Consider the following 20,243-nt stretch of genomic DNA (forward strand, 5'->3'; position numbering starts at 1 on the left):
TATTTTAACATTTTGTCCCGCTGACCGGTATACCCCGGTGCTTTCCGGCGGCATGGCGCTTACCTGTATCCCTATGCGATGTCTACCCTATCTCCTGACCTACCCTGTTACTCATTGCAATCTCCGAGCGTAATCGAAACAATCTTGCTTTTAATTCAATCCACACGTTTATGACGCAAATTTTCCCTAAACAAAGACGTGTACCCCGGCAGGATAACCTGTGGCGGTATATGTTATTCCTGGTGGCCTTTGTCACCAATGCCATGAAGCGAGCCCGCGGCTTTCACCAGGAGCGGCCCCGGATGCCGTTCAGGCCCGGTATGGCTGCAGCTGCCGCACTCGTAATACTATTTTCCGTACTGACGGCCATCCGGGCAGAAGCCTCGCATTTCCGCTACGGGAACATTACCTGGAGCCGTCCCGATGCCGCTTCGCGTACCATTACTATTACACTTACCCAATCTTACCGGATGTCCAACTGGCCCGGTGTGGCTGTGGGAAGTACGATAAGCGACGGTGTTTTCCTGAACTTTGGCGATAACAGCAATGCCCAGGTAAGCCTCAAGGTCAATTCTGTGAATGTTGCTGAAGATTATTTCATCGGCACTTTCACGACTACGCATACCTATGCTTCCAGCGGTGACTTCAATGTTAGCTACTCCAACTGCTGTCGTCTGAGCACCCTGCAGAATAATGCAGATGGCAACTTCGGCCAGGTAACCTCGGTTAACCTGAGTACCAGTAATCTCGGATCTCCTGTTTCTACGCTTCCTCCAGTGGTCAGTGTTTCCACAGGCCTTCCTAATGCCACTTTCAATGTGCCCGCCGCCGACCCCGATGGCGGTGCGCTTACTTATGCTTTGTCTGCCTCTGTCGATTTCGGTGGCGGTATCCAGGCGCCGGGTATCAGCATCAATTCTGCTACCGGGGCTGCTACTTTCAATACGGTTGGTAAGGCCGTAGGTACCTTGTGGAGCGCCGCTTTTACGATCACAGATGCCACCGGCTCCAGATCTGTAGTCGATTTCCTGGTCAAAATCGTGGGTAGTTCCAATCCGCCTGTATTCGATTATGCCGTAACGCCTTTGAACAATGCGGTCTATAATGTGCACCCAGGCGATAATATTGCGTTTGCCGTAGCCGCTTCCGACCCGGACGTGGGTAGCACAGTATTGCTCAATGGCGCCGGCTTACCCACAGGCGCTACCTTTAGCCCCTCGGGCACGCCCACACCTTCGCCCAGCACCAATTTCAGCTGGACGCCTACTGCTGCGCAGCTGGGTACTTATGTGATGACTTTTGTTGCTACCGATGATGTAGGTGTGCAAACCAGCACTACTGTAAGGATTAATGTAACAGCCGGTCCGCAGTTCCTGGCGCCCACGCCTCCTGCAGTTCCCGACAGGCTCTTGCTTACCGGAGCGACACTGAACGATGTGATCAAGGCTTCCAATCCGGACCCCACAGTGACTACCCGGATCCTTTCCGCTTCTGTTCCCACCGGTGTTACCCTTAGCCCTTCCCTGCCTACGGCACTGACCACCACACCGCAGGTGAATGTGGGCTGGACGCCCGTTGTAGGGCAGTGGGGCGATCATGCCTTTAGCTTCGTTGCTGAAGATCAGAATAATAATACTGCGACAAGAACATACCACGTAGTCGTAAATACCAAGCCCCAGTTCACGTCCTCTCCCATTGTCAGCGCTGTGGCCTGTCAGCCTTACAGCTATACGATTACCGGCACGGACGTCGATCTGCCTTACGGTGATGAGTTGGAGTTTGAAGCGCATAGCGTGTTGCCTTCCTGGCTTACACTTACCAACAACCCCGACGGAACGGCTACCCTGAGCGGTACACCCGGCGCCGGTGATGTTGGTTCTTATGCTATAGAGCTGGTAGCCGCTGATATTTATCACCATTCCAGCACATTGGTAGAGCAACCCTTCACGATCGTTGTTTCGGCTGCTACACCGGTTGCCGTAACCAATGGCGGTAATATTTGCGCGGGCAACAACGCTGTATTTAATCTTACCGGACCTGCAGGTTATGTGGTTAACTACACTCTTAACGGAACAGCCGCATCTGCAGCGCTTTCCGGATCAGGAACGGCTTCGCTGATCATTGGCGGCGCTACGGCTAACCAGGTACTTAACCTGGTATCTGTTACCAACCCGGCGAACAGTTGTACCCGTAGCCTGAACGGCTCTTCTTCGGTTACCATTAACCCGGTACCCACCGGGTCGGCCAGCGCTCAGGCTATATGCTCCGGGGCCGCCACCAATGTGGCACTTTCCGCTTCTCTTCCGGGAACTACCTTTACCTGGACCGCAGCGCTGCAATCCGGTACAGCTACCGGTTTTAGCGATTGCAGCACGGGTTGCGGAACGGTTATAGCACAGACACTGACCAATACGACTACTGTTCCTGCAGTGGTGCGTTATACGGTAACACCTTCCTCATCGTTGGGTTGCCCCGGTACGGTATTCACCGTAGATGTAACCGTAAACCCCATACCAACAGGTACGGCCGTCGCACAAACCATCTGTAGTGGCGCGGCTACCAACGTGGCACTGAACAGCAATGTAAGCGGCACTACCTTTGCCTGGACCGCAGCGCTGCAATCCGGTATGGTTACGGGTTTCAACAATTGCAGCACGGGCTGTGGCAATGCCATTGCCCAGACGCTGACCAATGGTAGCGCAGGGTCGGGTATTATCCGGTATACGGTTACGCCTTCTTTTGCCAGCTGTGCAGGTACGCCCTTTGCCGTTGATGTTACGGTCAATGCGATTCCCGTGGCGCAGGCCGGTGCAGATAAAATGATCTGCAGCACCGGCGAGGCGCTTGACGCTGCACCCGGTGTGGCGCCCCAAACAGGCGCCTGGAGCATTATTGGCGGTCCCAGCACTGCCTTGTCCCAGTTTGCCAGCCTCACCGACGCGCATGCAGTATTTACACCTGCTGTTGCCGGTGGCAGCTACAGTCTGAAATGGACGCTGAGCAATAATGCTTGCGCTTCCTCTGCCGATACGGTATTGATCGCTTCCCTGGGAGCGGTACAAGGCACCATCACGGCATCGAGCAATGCCAATGTATGCAGCGGGCAGACCTCCAATATCAATATCAGCGTGAATCCGGTATCGGGTGGTACTTTCAGCGGTACTTTCACCAACGGTAAGACCTTTAGCGGTCTTACCCCCAATGCCGGTATCATCAGTCCTTCTTATAGCTTTACGAACAATGGTACGACGAACACCACCGAATCTTTCGTGCTGTCGTCACTGGTGTTCCATCCCAACAGCGGTACCCTACCCACACCTGGTATCTGCAACGCTACGGCGCAAGCGATGGGCGGACAAACCCTGGTAACCATACAGCCTGTTGCCGACCTGGATGCTATTGCTGCGGGCCCGGTTTGTAATGGCGGTAATGTAAGCATCAGCATCAGCAATCCCAACGCTGTCGGTGGTACCTACAACAGGACTGCCGCTTATAACGGCGCAGGACATACGGCCGCTACCAGCGCTTCCGGTATGAGCTACCTCACCAATGGAAGCTTTACCGAAACATTAACCAACAATACCAATGCACCGATTAATGTCGTGTACACTTTCACACCGGTGAGCCCAGGCTCTCAAGGTTGTGTGGGTGGTGCTAAAACCATTACGGTTACGGTTAATCCTACACCCAATGTTGTTGCCGTTGCCGATCAGCAGGTATGTAATAATGCACCCACTGCTGCTGTTAATTTCAGCGGCGGCGTAAACGGAACCGTTTTCGAATGGATCAATGATAATACCGCTATCGGGCTGGCCGCTTCCGGTACCGGCGACATTCCTTCTTTCAATGGTATTAATAACGGTACTACTCCGGTAAACGCCCATATCCGTGTAACCACTAAAGCCAATGGCTGTAGCGGTGCTTCGGATACCTTTGCGATCACGGTGAAGCCTACTCCTTCTGTTTTGGCTACTGCCGATCAGAATAGCTGCAATGGCGCCAATACTACGGCGGTTAGCTTCAGCGGACCGGTGAGCGGGACTGTATTGAACTGGACCAACAATACACCATCTATAGGCCTGGCCGCTTCCGGTTCCGGCAATATCGCTTCCTTCAATGGTGTCAACAGCGGTAATGTTCCCGTAACAGCTGCTATCCGCGTGTCGCCCCTGGCCGATGGCTGTACCGGTGCCGCCGATACCTTCATGGTAACCATCAAACCTACACCATCTGTAGTGGCAACGAGCGATGCTACTTTATGCAACGGCGTCGCAACAGCTGCAGTAAGCTTTAATGGTCCTGTGGCCGGTAGCGTATTCCATTGGACTAACGATGAGCTGTCGATAGGACTGGCTGCATCGGGCAATGGCGATATCGCTTCCTTCAATGCGAGCAATAGCGGAACGGCTTCCCTAACTGCTCATATCCGTGTCGTGCCTTCAGCCGATGGCTGTACCGGCGCTGCCGATACCTTTGCGATCACTGTCAATCCTACACCAGCTGTAGTCGCTACAAGCGATCAGTCGATCTGTAATGGCGCAGCGATCACAGCCGTTTCTTTTGCCGGCAATGTAGCTGGTACGGTATTTGAATGGACAAACGATAATCCTGCCATAGGTCTTGCCGCTTCCGGTACCGGTACAATTGCCGCCTTCAATGGTATCAATAACGGTACAGCACCGGTAAGTGCGCATATGCGCATACTGCCCAAAGCTAATAGTTGTACCGGCGCTGCCGATACCTTTATCATTACCGTGAAGCCTACGCCCCATGTTGCCGCCACGGCCGATCAGGCGATCTGTAATGGCGCTGCTACAACTGCGGTACATTTTAACAGCGCCGTATCCGGCGCCGTATTCCACTGGACCAACGACAATGTTGCTATCGGGCTTGCTGCCAGTGGAACCGGTGATATCGCTTCCTTCAATGCGATAAATAATAACGCCGGTATGGCGCAGGGCCGTATTGTTGTTACGCCTGTAGCTGATGGTTGCGATGGTCCTTCCGATACGTTTATGATTGCTGTGAAGCCTACACCTACTGTGGTCGCTACTACTGATCAGATCGTATGTAATGGTTCACCCGCGTCAATTTCTTTCAGCGGCGCTGTATCTGGTACGGTATTCAACTGGACCAACGATCAACCGTCTATCGGGCTTGCTGCTAATGGCAAAGGAAATATGAGTGCCTTCAACGCGATCAACAACGGTACGACCGCGATCGTTGCGAACGTACGTATTGTGCCTGAAGCTGATGGCTGTACCGGCACTGCCGATACCTTTACGATTACCGTTAATCCTTCGCCGGCATTTACCTTCAATGTAAACGGCCAGGCTGTAGCCAATGGTGCTACGGATAAGATCTGCCAGGCGACAAGCACTACTTTTGCTATCAGCGGTGCTACGCCAGGGCATACCTTCTCTATGCTGTTCAACGGCGCGTCTTATGCTACCGGAACGGTTGATGCGAACGGATCCTTCTCTCATACTTTCGTTTCCGGAGGTACGCCTACCAATACGACGGCGGGTACCTATGAACTGACGCTGACGGACAATGTAACCCATTGCACGGCGACTAAAACCTACCACATCTATGTCAATCCCAAGCCGACTGATTCTTTTGTGGTGAATGGCATAGTGCTGGCTACCGGCCAGACGGCTACACATTGTGAAGGATCACCCCTTCAGCTGGCCGTAACCGGCGATGCAAGTCATACTTATGTGATCAGCAAAGGAGGCAATACGCTTGCTTCAGGAACGGTAAACGGCCCGGCTTATGCGATCAATGCAGCAGCATTGAATGATGCGGGTACTTATACCGTGGCGCTGACCAATATCGCTACCGGCTGCACTGCATCCCGTACGTACGAGCTGGCCATCAATCCGCTGCCTCAGTATATCCTTACCGTGAACAATGCGGCGCTGGCCGATAATGCCACAACTACCCATTGCGCCGGTACACCTGTAACGCTTGCGCTCACCGGCGATGCTTCCTCAAGCTATACGTTGAGCCACAACGGCAGCCCTGTTGCCAGCGGGCATCTGAATGACCCTGCTTATACTTTTACAGCAGCGACTACCGATGCCGGTACTTACCAGCTGGCCGTGACCACTGCAGCAGGATGTGCCAGGAGCTCGTCGTACAGCATGATGATCAATACTGCACCGGCATTCCTGGCTGTTCCCGGCAACCAGCTCGCACAGACCGTAACCGGTACCTGCGCGGCTCCGGTGACCTATACGGGACCGGTGACAGACGGTGTACCCAGTCCTACTGTGGCTTATGCCCTGAGCGGTGCGACCACCGGTTCAGGCAGCGGCGATGCCAGCGGCCTGGTATTCAACAAAGGTGTGACTACCGTCACCCTGACGGCAACAAACATTTGCAGCAGCAAAGACAGCAGCTTCACCGTTACCGTAGAAGACGCGGAGTTGCCGGTATTTACTGCCTGCCCGGTCAACCTGACGGCGTTCTCTGCAACCAACGACTGCGGAAACGACGTGCCCACAACAACACCGGCTTATACCGATAACTGTACCCTGGGCGCCAATCCGCTGAGCTGGACCATGTCCGGTGCTACCCTGGCTTCAGGTAATGGCGCTATCGGAACGCATCACTTCAATGTAGGCATTACCAATGTGACTTATACGGTGACCGATGCTTCCGGTAATCATAATACCTGTAGCTATACCGTAACGGTGTCTGACAATGTATTCCCGACCATTTCCTGCGCGGGTAATATTACGCAGGGCAACGATGCCGGCGCATGCGGCGCTATCGTTAATTTTAATGCACCGGTAGCCCACGACAACTGTTCAGGCTATACCGTATCCCAGTCAGCAGGCCTGCCCAGCGGATCCCTGTTCCCACTGGGTAATACGACCAATACCTTCGTGATAACGGATGCCGCCGGTAATACGGCTTCCTGTTCCTTCACCGTAACGGTGAATGATGTGCAGGCGCCGGTACTGACCGCACCCGCAGCCCAGACGCTTAATGTGGGCGCAGGCAACAATTGCCAGGTACCAATGCCCGACTACCGGAATCTCTTTATGGTAAACGAGAATTGTGGCGGTACGGTGACCCTGGAGCAACTTGCTCCCAATCAGCCGGGATCGCTCGTGATCGGCTATGGCGGCACCCGCACCATAAAAGTGAAGGCCACTGATATTGCCGGAAACTACCGCGTGGACAGCTTTACGCTGAACCTTGTGGATGGCACCGCTCCGGTTACCATTTGTAAGAACATTACGGTGAACCTGAATGCTGCCGGTACGGCTACGATCACACCTTCGATGATCGACAATAACAGCCACGACAATTGCTCTGCCATCACTTTGGCGGCGAGCAAGCTAAGCTTCGACTGTTCTAATGTAGGTCAGAACGTGGTGACGCTTACGGCTACAGATGCCTCTGGCAACAACGCTACCTGCAATGCTACGGTAACCGTAATGGATATAACAGCGCCCGCCTTGAGTTGCTGGTCCGATACGACTATGGAAAAAGGACCGCTTTGTACCGCGGAAATCCCGGATCTCACTTACCGGGTGACCGCTACAGATGCTTGTGGCGTGGCTACGGTGACACAAAGTCCCGTTGCCGGTACTATTATTGCTGCCTTTACCCAATCTGTTCCCGTAACACTTACCGTTACCGACATTCACGGCAATGCAGCGCAATGCTCCTTTAATGTCAATTTTGCCGATCACAGCAAACCTGCTATCGTGAGCTTCCCGGCCGATATCGTCGTGAATAATGGGGCTGATAGCTGTGGTAAGCGCGTGAGCTGGACAGCGCCGGTGGCAACCGATAATTGCGGTGTGCTGGGCGCCGTGCATTTCACCAGTACACATACACCTGGTTCTGTGTTCCCGGTAGGTACCACCAAGGTTACTTATACCGCTACGGACCAGGCAGGCAACGACTCTGTACGTTCTTTTATTGTTACCGTTACAGATGCGCAGGCGCCAAAGATTGCCGGATGCCCGGCTACCATTCATGTCGGTACCGATGCGCAGGCGACAACCTGTAGCGCTACCGCTACCTGGATCGAGCCTACTGCTACGGATAACTGTACATCTTCAGGCAGCCTCGTGTGGACGAAGAGCCATCATCCCGGAGATGTATTCCCGGTAGGTACCACTACCGTAACCTATACGGCGACAGATGAACATGGTAATGTAAGCACCGCCTGTTCTTTCGATGTGGTAGTGGCCGATCAGACACTTCCTGTGCTGGCTGGCTGTCCTGCTGCGCTTACCGTGTATACCGGCGCTGCCGCTACCGGTTGTGAGGCCGCTGCTACCTGGACGGAGCCAACCGCTACAGATAACTGTACGCCATCGGCTAACCTGGTATGGACCAAAAATCATCACCCGGGCGATGTATTCCCCGTGGGTGTCACCACAGTTACTTATACGGCTGCCGATGCCGCGGGTAACGTCAGCGCAACCTGCTCTTTTGATGTTACCGTAATCGATAATACAATACCGCAGCTGAGCAATTGCCCGGCTACCGTACAGGTGAATACAGGCAACAGCGCGACACCTTGCTCTGCCGTTGCTACCTGGGCCGAGCCTGTTGCTACAGACAACTGTACGCCATCGGGCAACCTGGTATGGACCAAAAGCCATCAGCCGGGCGACGTATTCCCCGTGGGTATGACCATGGTGACGTATACCGCAACAGATGCGTCCGGTAATGTAAGTGCTACCTGCACGTTCAACGTCGTGGTGACCGACAATACCGCACCGGTGATCGCGGGCTGCCCTTCGGCTGTCCAGGTAAATACAGGCGCCGGCGCTACCGGCTGCGAAGCCATTGCCAGCTGGACCGAGCCTACTGCCACAGACAATTGTACCCCGGCCGCCAACCTGGTATGGAACAAGAGTCACCAACCCGGCGACCTGTTCCCTGTGGGTACGACGACGGTAACCTATACGGCTACAGATGCTGCGGGCAATGTAAGCGCTACCTGCTCTTTCGATGTGACCGTTACCGATAATACCGCACCGGTATTTAGCAACTGTCCTGCATCTATGACCAATGTAGTGACGAACAACGCCGGCTGTACTGCCGAGATCGTGACGACAGTGCCGGCAGTGACCGACAACTGTAATATGAGCACGCTGACCTGGACGCTGTCCGGTGCTACCAGCGGCACTTCTGCCGCCAGTGGTATCAACTACCTGGGTACACATATCTTTGAAGTAGGTACAACTACGGTAACGTATACGGCCACAGATGCGGCCGGCAATACGCAGACCTGCTCGTACAACATCGAAGTAGTGAACAGGCTTGCCGGTTACATCAGCGGTACCTCAACGGTAGCGCAGAACCTGAATACCACGTCAAACATTACGTTTGCTGCCAGTGGTGGCAAGGCGCCATATACCTTCACTTATTCCGTGAACAATGGTCCCGCGCAGACGATCAGCACGACCGGCGCCAATACGGTAACTACCGTGCCGCAATCCAATGCAGTGCTGGGCGCCTACGCATACACACTACTGAGTGTACAGGATGCCAATGGCTGTACCGGTACCCTGCAGGCCGACAATAAGGATACGATCACGGTTGTGGTTGCTGTACCCAGGGCCAACCTGGCGCCGACGATCACCATACCGGTGCCGTCCTTCACCAGCAGCAATACCAGTCGTCCTTATACCATCAACCTGTTCAACGTAGCAGCTGTGCCCAGCTCCGGTAACATCACGTTGTATGTGCTGAAGCCCACAGCCACCGGTTCTTCTATGACGTTCAGCAATACAGACTGGACGGTGACGGAAGCGCCTTCGTACTACATCCTGGAGTCACCTGCGACGATCAACGGCAACTTCGGCTTCTCTTCGATACAGGGAACGATACAGCTGGCGCCAGCTGTGGCCAACGGAACCTATAGCGTGCAGGTCATCCTTGGACCTGGCTCCGGTGGAGACGATTCTCCTGAGAATAATTCGGCGAGCGGTATCCTGAACAAAACCAATTAAGAAAGCTTACCGGTCCGGTAGCAGCAGCTGCCGGACCGGAACAGCAAAATGCAATCTTTAAAGCGTATTCAAATCAAAAATTATGAAATCACTATTCGGCAAAATGATTTGTGCAGGCGCGCTGTTGTGTTGCTTGTCAGATGCGGGATTTGCACAAACCATTCCCCAGGCAGACCTGTTCCTTACAGGCGGACCTAACCTGGGAACTTACCCGGGTTATGTGTCGCCCGGCTCTTATGATGTTACCTTCTCCAATGGGTCGGGGGTGCTATTACTGCCGCATTCCTTTGCTATATCGCTAGCCTTACCATCCGGTTTCGAGTTTGCACAGAGCTATCCCGGATGTCCGGCGGGTTGGACCTATACGTTGACAAGCCCTACTTCGGTGTTGTTGGAGCCTATCGTTGCTGTAGCCGGTTTCGCACCGGTGGGTATTGTTAGCTTTTCAGTGCCTTTCAGAACTACAGGCGCAGTGGCCAGTCAGACCTACCAGGGTCAGATTTTCCAGTATATTCCCATGTATACTGACCCCAACCAAGGCAACAATAGCCCTACCGGTACGGTAAGTGTAATGGGTGTACCGCTGCCGGTTGCTTTTGGAACGGTGGATGCCGGCACCAAAGGCTGCGAAGTGAACGTGGACTGGACTACGCTGAACGAGCTGCACAATGATTACTTTAGCGTGGAGCGAAGTAACGATGGCATACGCTTTGAATCCGTTGCCAAGATCAAGTCGCAGGGCAGCGGGTCGGAAGAGCGCCGGTATCACTACACAGATGCTCATCCCTATAAAGGCCGGAATTACTACCGTATTGTGCAGCATGACGCGGACGGAAAAACGACGACATCATCTGTTGCCAATGCAACAGTCGATTGTGGCCTGTCGCTTATCGATTTATTCCCTAATCCTGCAATTGATGTGGTTAATGTACGTGGCATGCAGGGCGACAATACGGTAAGGGTATTCAACGCTCTGGGCCAGGTGATCATTGAAGAAGCAACGGACGAGGCTGTTCACCCTGTGAATACTTCAGGACTGGCTGCCGGTACCTATCACCTGCAAGTGGTAAAAGGGACGAAGATCATTTTCAATGGCAAGTTCGTAAAGGCCGAATAGGCTGTAGCAGCAGATCATTAAAACGGGCGGCTTCCATCGGAGCCGCCCGTTCCTATATTGTAGATCCTAGCCTGGAATATACTGTTCATCAGCTTTTGAGGAAATATAGAATAGAAAACGGTTGCTGTTAAGCAATCGTTTTTTGTGTGCCGGATTCGCCCTCTTTCAAGCACTCTTCAGGTATTTGAGGGTCTCCTTTTGACAAAGGATCAGCTCTTTAATTTCATCTTTCAGCTTTCTGATCTCGCCGGCGATATCCGTTGTCCTGGATGGTCCGTCGATGCCACAGGCATGGTTTTCCTGCAAGACCATTGCCGGGTCAGTCGCCACCTGTTGTGGTCCCAGAGGATCGGGATCTTTAAGCAGGTTGCAGATCTTGGTGTGCAGGATGTCGGCAATAGAAGCGACAAAACGGATATCCATCGACTTCTGCTCACCTCTTTCGATCTTGGAATAGGTACGTTCCTCGATGAAGAGTTTGGCAGCCATTTCTCTCTGGGTAATGCCTGCTGATTTTCTTAGCTTTTTAATGTTGCATCTGATAGCGTTTAATTCCATAAAACGGGGGTTTTCAGGGTGGGTTAAAAGGGGTGGTTTATGGGTAGTTGTTAAAAAAATAAAATAGGGCGCTTTATTTTTTCAAAGTAAAGTTAGGAATTGTAAAAATAAAAATGTCTCTTTTGTGCTTATTTTTTTGCTGCTAGTACTTTTCACGTAGTTCTACGTATTGGACATTTCTGTAGTAAAAATATTATATCTTGTTTCGTTTTATGTAAAAAAAACACCTCTGAACAAGAAAATAAATGGCTTCTATGCTGATTTTAATGTGATTGCGATATGTTTTTCGCTGCAGAAGTGATAGAATTGACTATTTATGAATAATACTAATTCAAATTAAATTTATGACAATAAACCAGGTATTAACCTGGTTGCTAATCATATTAGCATAATTTGATAGTATAACCTACCTTGATCAGTCCTTTTTTGTGAAAATATTAAACCTACTTTTGTGTTAATATTTTTTCATTCATTGCCACCCTCTTTCTTCAATCGAAAGAAGATTCAGTAACGGAAAATAGCACCCCAATAAACCCGATAAGCCCCTTTTGCCTATGAACGACCTGTCACCATTTTTCTTTTTCATGGTATAGCATTCTGACCCCATAGCTATATCCTTCAGCAGATGAAATAATCTTCATCCGGAATGATCCCGACAACCGTTTCCTATCGGCCCCATAAGCCAATACGGAACCGGGAGGGCAGGCTTTTGTCCCTAATTCAAGTGGAATTACCCCAGCTATAATTTTTATAAACCCTTAAACACTTACCAATGATTAAGCTAAACGCAAGGGGAGATACGTCTCCCAGAATGATGCAGGCCGCTCAGAGTAAGGAGCAGACCCCGGCCTTCGTGAACAGGCGGTCTGCACCCGCTCTTCAGGCGATCAGGCGGCTGACCGCCCACCGGGGAGCCTACTTTTCCCGGATAACGAGAACACTGGCACTGGCCGTGCTGGTCCTGTTGACTTGTGCCACGGCACGGGCCCAGGTATACACCAATGATTTCGACGGCTCGTCGGTCGTGAGCACCAATGTAAGCGCTGCGGCCTGGACAGGTGGTGCTACCGGTACCAGCCTTTGTGGCGCTAACGGCCTGGTGAGCCCCGGATCAGGCACTTCTTACAATTTTTCAATCATTCTTACCGTAGCGCCGGGCTACCAGATGCAGATCACCAGCATCTCGGCCGATATGCGCCGCTCTTCGCTTGGCGGCAGCTACAGCAATGCGCAGGTAAAGATCGGAGCCGCCAACTATGGTACGGCTGCAACGCCGGGTTTCCTGGGTTGCGTGAATCCTGGCGGCGTCGCTACGGTTTCCGGGCTTACCGGTGCGCAAACGATCAGCTTTTCCGGTACCAAGCCCAATTCGGAATCCATATCGCTGGATAATGTACAGATACAGGGTACGATCACTTGTGTGAGCCCTTCTGCCTTCAGCGTGAGCAATCCTACGCCTGCTGCCTGCGGCTCGGCCGCCATTAGCTTGTCGGGTAGCCAATCCGGCGTCAATTACCAACTGTATGTAAGCACTATGGCAGCGCCTTCCCCGGCTGCCGTAGGCGCCCCTGTACCGGGTACCGGCTCAGCGCTCAGCTGGCCGGGTATGCTGCCCGGTACTTATACCGTAGTGGGCAGCACCGGTTCGTGCCAGACCAATATGACCGGTTCTGCTATTATTAAAGAAAACCCATCCGTATATACCGTATCGGGAAGTGGCAACATATGCCAGAATCCTCCCGGCGGTACCATGCCCATCGCCTTAAGCGGCAGCCAGATCGGGGTGAATTATCAGCTGTACAATGGCGCTTCGGCGGTAAGCCCTGCGCAAATACAGGCCGGTAATGGCGCAGCGCTCACCTTTACGGCCAGCGCTGCCGGCACGTATACGGTTAAGGCCGAATCCAGCGCAACGGTGTGCGGACCGGTAGTGATGACCGGCAGCGCAGTAGTAACTGTAAGTCAGCCTACGGCTTCGATCGTTAGCAATAACGGCGAGTTCTGCTCCGGCGGTGGCAATGGTATCTGGACCATCAGTGGCACAGCCCTGGCTGTGGTTTCCTATACCGTAACCGGCGGTGCGCCAGGTACACCGTATTCCAATACGGTGAACGTGCAGCCCGACGGCTCGGCTACCATTACAGTGAACGGCGTTACCGCAAATACGACGGTAACCCTCAACTCCGTACAGAATACCACCGGCTCCAATGGTTGCACACAGAACATTACGAGCCAGAGCAGCATCCTGGTAGTACGACCCGCTCTGACCGCTTCCATCGCAGCTTCTGAGTCTGTATGTGAAGGCGACAACTTCAGTAATATCACAGTAACAGCCAATACAGGCACTTCCTATGCCCGTACTGTTTACTACAGCCGCCGTACCAACTCAGGCGCCTATAGCAGCCAATCGCCGCTCAGCTTTGGTTCCGGCGTCAGCTCTGTAAATGTGAGCGTGTCTGGTATCAATCCTTCTGCGCTGGGTACCGACTATACTTACCGCCTCGATTCTATCCGTTATAATACGGCGCCCAACTGCGTCGTGCCATTGAACCAAACCATCACAAAGACCGTGAAGCCCAGACCGGTCTTCAGCTTTGAGATGAATGGAGTGGCCCTGCATGCCGGCGCTTCCGATACCATTTGCATGCAGCCCGCCGGCGGCACGATCCAGTTCAATATAACCAATACCACAGCTGGCTATACCTATAGCGTTACCCGTAACGGTGCGCCCTTTGGCAGCAGCGGTACGGTAAATAATAATGGCTCGGGGCTGGTGCAGAGCATCAACTTTTCCCCCGCTGGTACTTATGAAGTAACGGTAAACAATACGGTCAACGGATGCTCCAAAGTACTGACCTATACCGTGATCGAGCTGCCCCGTCCGGCTATCGCCTATTATGTGAACGGACAAGTGGTAACCAATGGCAGTACTATTCAACTGTGCTCCGGACAGACCGGTGTGCGCGATTCGCTGGTATCTGCTTCCGGCTCTGTTTTCAGCATCACAGGTTCTTCGCTGTTCAATGCTTCGGGCAGTATTCCCGGTTCCGGTGCGTATACCAGCACCCAGTCGGCGCCCAGCGTTAGCAGCATTACCAATTACAGCGCGACCATTACACTAAGCGCCAATCCTATGCTGTCTTCCGGCTGTGATTCTACCATTAGCTTTAATGTGCAGGTAAACCCGTTGCCCGTATTGAGCAGCAATGTTTACTACAACAACCAATTGGTAGCGGCGGAAAGCACTGTAGAAATGTGTGAAGATGCCAACCCGGTAATCCGCATCACCGGTACACCCGGTCATACCGTTGAGATCCATTATAACAAGGGTACCAGCCTGGGCTCCTTCACTCAGCTGCAGACCGGCGTTATCGGTACTAACGGCGAATATGTATGGAACAGCGCTAATGGCACTTTTGGTAACGACTGGACCTCAAACTTTGACCAGTATTGCTCCAGCCCGACCCGCATGTTCTATCACATCGAAGTGAAGAACCCCAATACCTGGTGCGGCAATACTTTCGATTTTAAAGCCAAGATCAACCAGAAGCCGAGCATACGCGTGGGTTATGCTTACAATAACAATACCACCAGCATGTCTTCTTTCGGTAGTACCGGTACAGCGATCAATGCGCCTTCCGATACTGTAAGCGTATGTTATAATGCAGGTTCCAGCGATCTCAAATTCTTCTTCAACTGGGATGCTGCGCACAACATCAGCGCATTCGATGAAGTGTGCGGCAGCGGCGGCGCTACCAATACGATCCTTTTCGAATTGCGTAAAGGCGGCGTCAGCGGTACTTTGGTACATTCCGGCAGTCTTACTGCATCGGGTGTGAACAGCACGATACAAGTGCCGGTGACAGCAGGCTCGTCCGGGCTGTACACCCTTATTGTAAAGAATTCCGACAATGGCATGATGTCGGGTGTCGTTTGTGATTCCATCCGCTCTTTCTGGGTGAAAGCCAATGCAGCTCCCGTCTACACCTTTATCGAGACCAATACCGTAGCGACCCCGGGTGCTGATATTACGGCGCCCATCACCGGCGCGACAGCTTCTTCGGCCAATCCGGTAAAATTCTGTGAAGGCTATTTCAAATCCGTTACCATTTCGGGTGCTGTAGGCCAGACTTACTGGATCACCCGCGTCTCCGGACCTGGCACCGCACAGAATTTCGGTAGCTCAGGCAGCCCACTGGCGCTGACTCCGGGCGGAAGCACACATCAGTTCAATACCCTGGCTGTGGGCGTGCATCACTACTTGCTCACTGTAATGTCTGCTCCCGGCGCCTGTCCCGCCTACCGTTCTTTCCAGGTGCAGATCACCGAGATGCCCAAGCCTGTGCTGAAAGTAAACGGTGCGACTGTTACTCCGGGATCGACTCATAATTTCTGCCAGGAAGAGGTGACACATTACACCATCTCCGGTATACCTACCGGCATACCTTACCAGTTCTATCAAGGTAGCACGATGATCGCCAGCGGCATCTCTGCCAGCGTCGAATCATCTGTGATCACCCTGGTGAGCCAGCCTAATCTCGCCGGCCCCTATACCATTAAGGTGAACAACACGGCTACTTCATCCTGTGACTCTTCCTATAGCTTCAATGTAACGGTTACCGATCGTCCCGACATTACGATTGATTCTGTGAAGAACGTGATGGTATGTAACGGTGATAATTCCGGTGTGCTGTATTACCACTATGTGGCTCAGGGCAGCGCTACCGTAAATACCAAACTGTTCCGCAACGGTACACAGGTACTGAACTCTACCAGCGCCAACCAGGCCCTGGCCCTGTCGACCACGAACCTTTATGGTGGCAGCTACCTGCTGGTGATCGCCAGCAACGGTTGTGCCGACAGCGCCGAATTCACGATTACAGAGCCGGCTACTCCTGTATTGCTCCAGGTAAAAGGTACCGATACAGCTTGTGGCGTAGCAATGGGATCTGTGACCTTCTCGGTACAGGGTGGTAGTCCTTCTTATGCCGTGAAGATCTTTGTGGGTGCTACTACCACCATCGCACAGCAAACCGTGCTGCCTAATGCCGACACCGGCTATACCTTCGCAGGCCTCTCTCCGGGCGCCTATACCATACAGGTAACCGATGCCCTGGGCTGCACGAAGACAGCAACCTTCACCATCAACAGTTGCAGCGCACCGGACATTGTTCCTGTGGCTAATATGGCCAGCAACAACTATTCGCTTGCCGGTACCACATCGTTGCCCATACAGCTGCGGTTGTACAACATAGGACAAGTGAACAGCAATGGTACCATATCTGCGGGCTTCCTGCTTCCGGCAGGCTTCAGTATCGCCAATACCGGTCTTACACCGGGATGGACCGTGAGCACTTCCGGTCCGGTGACCATACTTACCTCTACTTCGGCTGTAGTGCCTTCGGGCGCCACTCCACTGGTGGTTAGCGGTAATATTATTCTTACCGGCTCTACCTCCAAAGGCATATACGGCGTGGTGATCCAGGTGGCCCCGGGAAGCGGTGGTGAAACGAATAGCTCGAACAATACGACCAATACGATCATCAACGTGATCGATTAAGCATCTGTTTATCCGGGCGGCGTCTGTCGCTGCCCGGATAAATTTCCAGAAAACATGACCCGTTTTTATCCCAAAAAAAAATTCCTATGAAAAACATATTCAAAACCATCTTAGCCTCCCATATGGTGTTGGCGGCCGGCTTGCTTGCATTCGAAAGCAAGGCCCAGCCCATCACCTCGTCGCTTACGGGAGGGCTTTCGGGAACAGCGGCTTTCTTCAATGCAGGTAACTATACCGGCTTTGTTGTACCCGGCACTTTTGACCTTACCTTCGGCAATGCTTCTGCGCCGGCGCTGCCGGCGGGCAGCCTGGAGATCAAAGCTGTGCTGCCTGTGGGAATGACTTTTGATGCCTATACGCCACCTACAGGCTGGAGCTACACGATTATCGATCCGCAGAATGCCGTCCTGTCCAATACAGCAGACGTTGGCTATGGGTTCTTTCCGCCGACCAATGGGAATAGCACAGCTGTATTCCACATCCCGGTAAAAACCACGGCAGCTTTTACCAACAGGACATACGTTGCTTTTATCCAGGGCACGGGGCCTTTTCATACAACGCCTATCCCCGTGGCGGGAAGCAATTCGGCCCAGGGGACAGTTTCGGTAGCCAACAATCCCTTGCCGGTGCTATTCACCTCGTTCACCGTGGCCAAAAAGGAAAGCTGCTCGGTGGAACTGATCTGGGAGACAGCCATGGAAAAGAACAATGATCATTTCGAGGTAGAACGCAGCGGCGACGGCAACAAATTCACCATGATCGGTACGGTGAAAGGCGCCGGTAACAGTGCGGAGCTGAAGCGCTATTCCTATATCGACGAGCAACCCCTGCAAGGGCACAACATTTACCGCATACGCCAGGTAGATATCGATAAAAAGTCTGCGTTGTCTAAGGTGGAAAGTGCCAAGCTCGACTGTCTGGTTGACGGCATATCCGTTTATCCCAATCCCAGCAATGGCATTATCTACATCAAAGGACTTAGCGATAAAGGTAAAGCCCTGGTGTATAATGCTGTCGGTCAGAAAGTACTGGAAAGAACGCTGGAAAACAGTATGGAGGGTATGAACATTTCTTCGCTGGCTAATGGGATCTATCAATTGCAGATCACCAACAGCGATAAAGTGATCTTTACCACCAAGCTGATCAAGAAATAATCCTGCTGCTTATGATGTATGCTGCATAAGGCTGTCCTCCGGAACGAGCGGGGGCAGCCTTTGCTATCCTTTGCATTTGCTTCTCCTTTAAACCCTCAACCTATGTTATTCTCATCTTTTTCATTCCGGACATTGTCGCGGGGTGTATTGCTGGGCATAGGCCTTGCATACTTGTCCCCCGAAAGGACTCATGGCCAAACGGAGCCCGTAACAGAACATCTGGGCATTTCCATTGGCGGTGGCTATACATTCAGTCATACCGATTTTTCCTGGACCAATACGATTCCGTCACCGGTATTCAGGGCCGGCCTCCATTATTTCTCACTGTCTTTTCTTGAGATCAGCCTGGATGCACAAATGGGCTGGCTGAAGGGGGGTAAGCCTGCCGATGCGGAAGCGGCGCAAACAGGATTCAAATCCCGCATTACCACGTTGTGCCTGTCGTTCCGTTTATTTCCCGCTGCCCTGGCCGATAATCCCGGCGGAGATAAGGTACTAAAAGTACTTTCGAGCTTTTACATCGGTAGCGGCCTGGGTTACCTGCACAACAATGGCAAGGCCAATCCCATGCCGCTGCGGGAATATGGCGCGATGAACGATTATAAGAATAGTAATTTGTACATACCACTTGAGCTGGGTCTCAATATCCCCATAGCCCGGCAAAAAAAGAATCTGCTCCTTCTGAACCTCAATTTCCGGGCTGGTTTGTGCTTGTCTGATGAAGTTGACGGATACGTCCCTACTGTGGCGGCCAACCAGCACAATGATGCTTTCAGCACCTTGACGGCAGGGGTTATTTATAAGTTCGGCTTATAAAAGCACGTATACAGAAGAAAGGGTCAGAATGGGGTATAGGTAAAGGCTGTCTCTCTGTGAGGCAGTCTTTATACATTTATAGGTTCACTGTTTATTTTTTGCGGATCTTGATCAGCGCGCTTTTACCTATGGTATTATGGGCGATCACTTCGTATTGCGTACTGCCATCGCTCAGCAGCAGGTTGGCGGTATTGGGCGGATCACCGCCTTCGTTCAGCGCTGTGATGCTGATGATGTTCAGCTCATTGCCGCCGATGGGTAATTCGATCCGTTTCTTCTGTTTGGTGAGTACATGATCTTTCAGCACCTCGGTCCCGTTGAACAGTATCCTGACACGGTCATTGTCCTCGTTATTGCCGTCCCATATGTCCAGGACTACCAGGTCGGATTGCCAGTAGAGGGTCTTGTCTTTGCCCTCTGTAATATTGTCGGGAAGCTTGGGTGTGGCGGGCTTGCTATTTGTTGCTACAGGTGCCGGCCGGGCCTTACGCACCGTATCATAGATGACTTTGGGCTTTGGCTTCGGGAGCGAAGCGGCCGGCCGGGTTGTTGCGACAACGGTATCCTTTGCGGCAGCGGTCGTGGCTTCGGGATGGAAAATATGGTCGATCTCCGCCGGTATGGTGAACGTAATGCTGCCACGGCTGCAATCGGCGCCTTGCCCGGCTGTCATGGTATTCAAAGGGCCGGAGAGCGTTTTTTCTTTGTCGTTATAGACCAATAACGCTTCTATCAGGCATATCAGCGCATTGCTTTTGAAATTATGGTTGTAGACGATCCTGGTCTCTTTCAGCAGCACGGTTTTCCGGTAAATGTCTACTTCTGCGGTTACATAGGCTTTCACGTCATGCTGCTCGTCCAGGTATGTATAGCCATAGCCGCTGAGCAGGTTTCGGACCGAATCCTTAAGCGTGAGCTTGTAGGTAAAGGACTCGCCACCCTGTACGCCCATAAAGCCCTTGAGCTGGTATTGGTTCTGGGCTGTCGCCGGGATGCCGGAACAAGCGAAGAGCAACAGGAGAACGCAAATATAGGATCGTAGCATAAAC

The 20,243-nt window shown here is 52.5% G+C and carries 7 protein-coding genes; 5 read left to right on the forward strand and 2 right to left on the reverse strand.

Translation table 11 applies throughout. The annotated features are described in order from the left end of the window. Positions 1-170 precede the first annotated feature (170 nt). Both DZK30_RS12990 and DZK30_RS12995 read left to right on the forward strand, forming a co-directional pair. On the forward strand, positions 171-9,989 hold the full coding sequence (locus DZK30_RS12990; protein WP_118974545.1) for an HYR domain-containing protein: 9,819 nt from the start codon (positions 171-173) through the stop codon (positions 9,987-9,989). Positions 9,990-10,071: 82 nt separating this feature from the next. Then, on the forward strand, positions 10,072-11,106 hold the full coding sequence (locus tag DZK30_RS12995; RefSeq protein WP_118974546.1) for a T9SS type A sorting domain-containing protein: 1,035 nt from the start codon (positions 10,072-10,074) through the stop codon (positions 11,104-11,106). A gap of 165 nt (positions 11,107-11,271) precedes the next feature. Here the strand turns inward: DZK30_RS12995 and DZK30_RS13000 are convergent, their stop codons facing one another. Further along, positions 11,272-11,664: a helix-turn-helix domain-containing protein gene (locus tag DZK30_RS13000; RefSeq protein ID WP_118974547.1), complete on the reverse strand. Its 393-nt coding sequence runs from the start codon at positions 11,662-11,664 to the stop codon at positions 11,272-11,274. A gap of 772 nt (positions 11,665-12,436) precedes the next feature. On the opposite strand from DZK30_RS13000, the gene DZK30_RS13005 reads away from it, so the two are divergent. The 3 genes from DZK30_RS13005 to DZK30_RS13015 all read left to right on the forward strand — a co-directional run bounded on the left by DZK30_RS13005 (position 12,437) and on the right by DZK30_RS13015 (position 19,194). After that, the gene (locus tag DZK30_RS13005; RefSeq protein WP_162903061.1) at positions 12,437-17,224 is read left to right on the forward strand and encodes a hypothetical protein; all 4,788 of its coding nucleotides are present in this window, start codon (positions 12,437-12,439) and stop codon (positions 17,222-17,224) included. An 86-nt stretch (positions 17,225-17,310) separates the two neighbouring features. Continuing rightward, positions 17,311-18,378 carry a T9SS type A sorting domain-containing protein gene (locus DZK30_RS13010; protein WP_118974549.1) on the forward strand — a complete coding sequence of 356 codons (1,068 nt, stop codon included), beginning with the start codon at positions 17,311-17,313 and terminating at the stop codon, positions 18,376-18,378. A 102-nt stretch (positions 18,379-18,480) separates the two neighbouring features. After that, positions 18,481-19,194: a hypothetical protein gene (locus tag DZK30_RS13015; RefSeq protein WP_162903062.1), complete on the forward strand. Its 714-nt coding sequence runs from the start codon at positions 18,481-18,483 to the stop codon at positions 19,192-19,194. Between the two features lie 91 nt (positions 19,195-19,285). On the opposite strand, the gene DZK30_RS13020 is transcribed toward DZK30_RS13015, so the two are convergent. After that, positions 19,286-20,239, reverse strand: coding sequence for a hypothetical protein (locus tag DZK30_RS13020; protein WP_162903063.1), 954 nt, complete (start codon positions 20,237-20,239; stop codon positions 19,286-19,288). Between the last annotated feature and the right edge of the window lie 4 nt (positions 20,240-20,243).

Source organism: Taibaiella koreensis (assembly GCF_003545715.1).
GTDB lineage: Bacteria > Bacteroidota > Bacteroidia > Chitinophagales > Chitinophagaceae > Taibaiella > Taibaiella koreensis.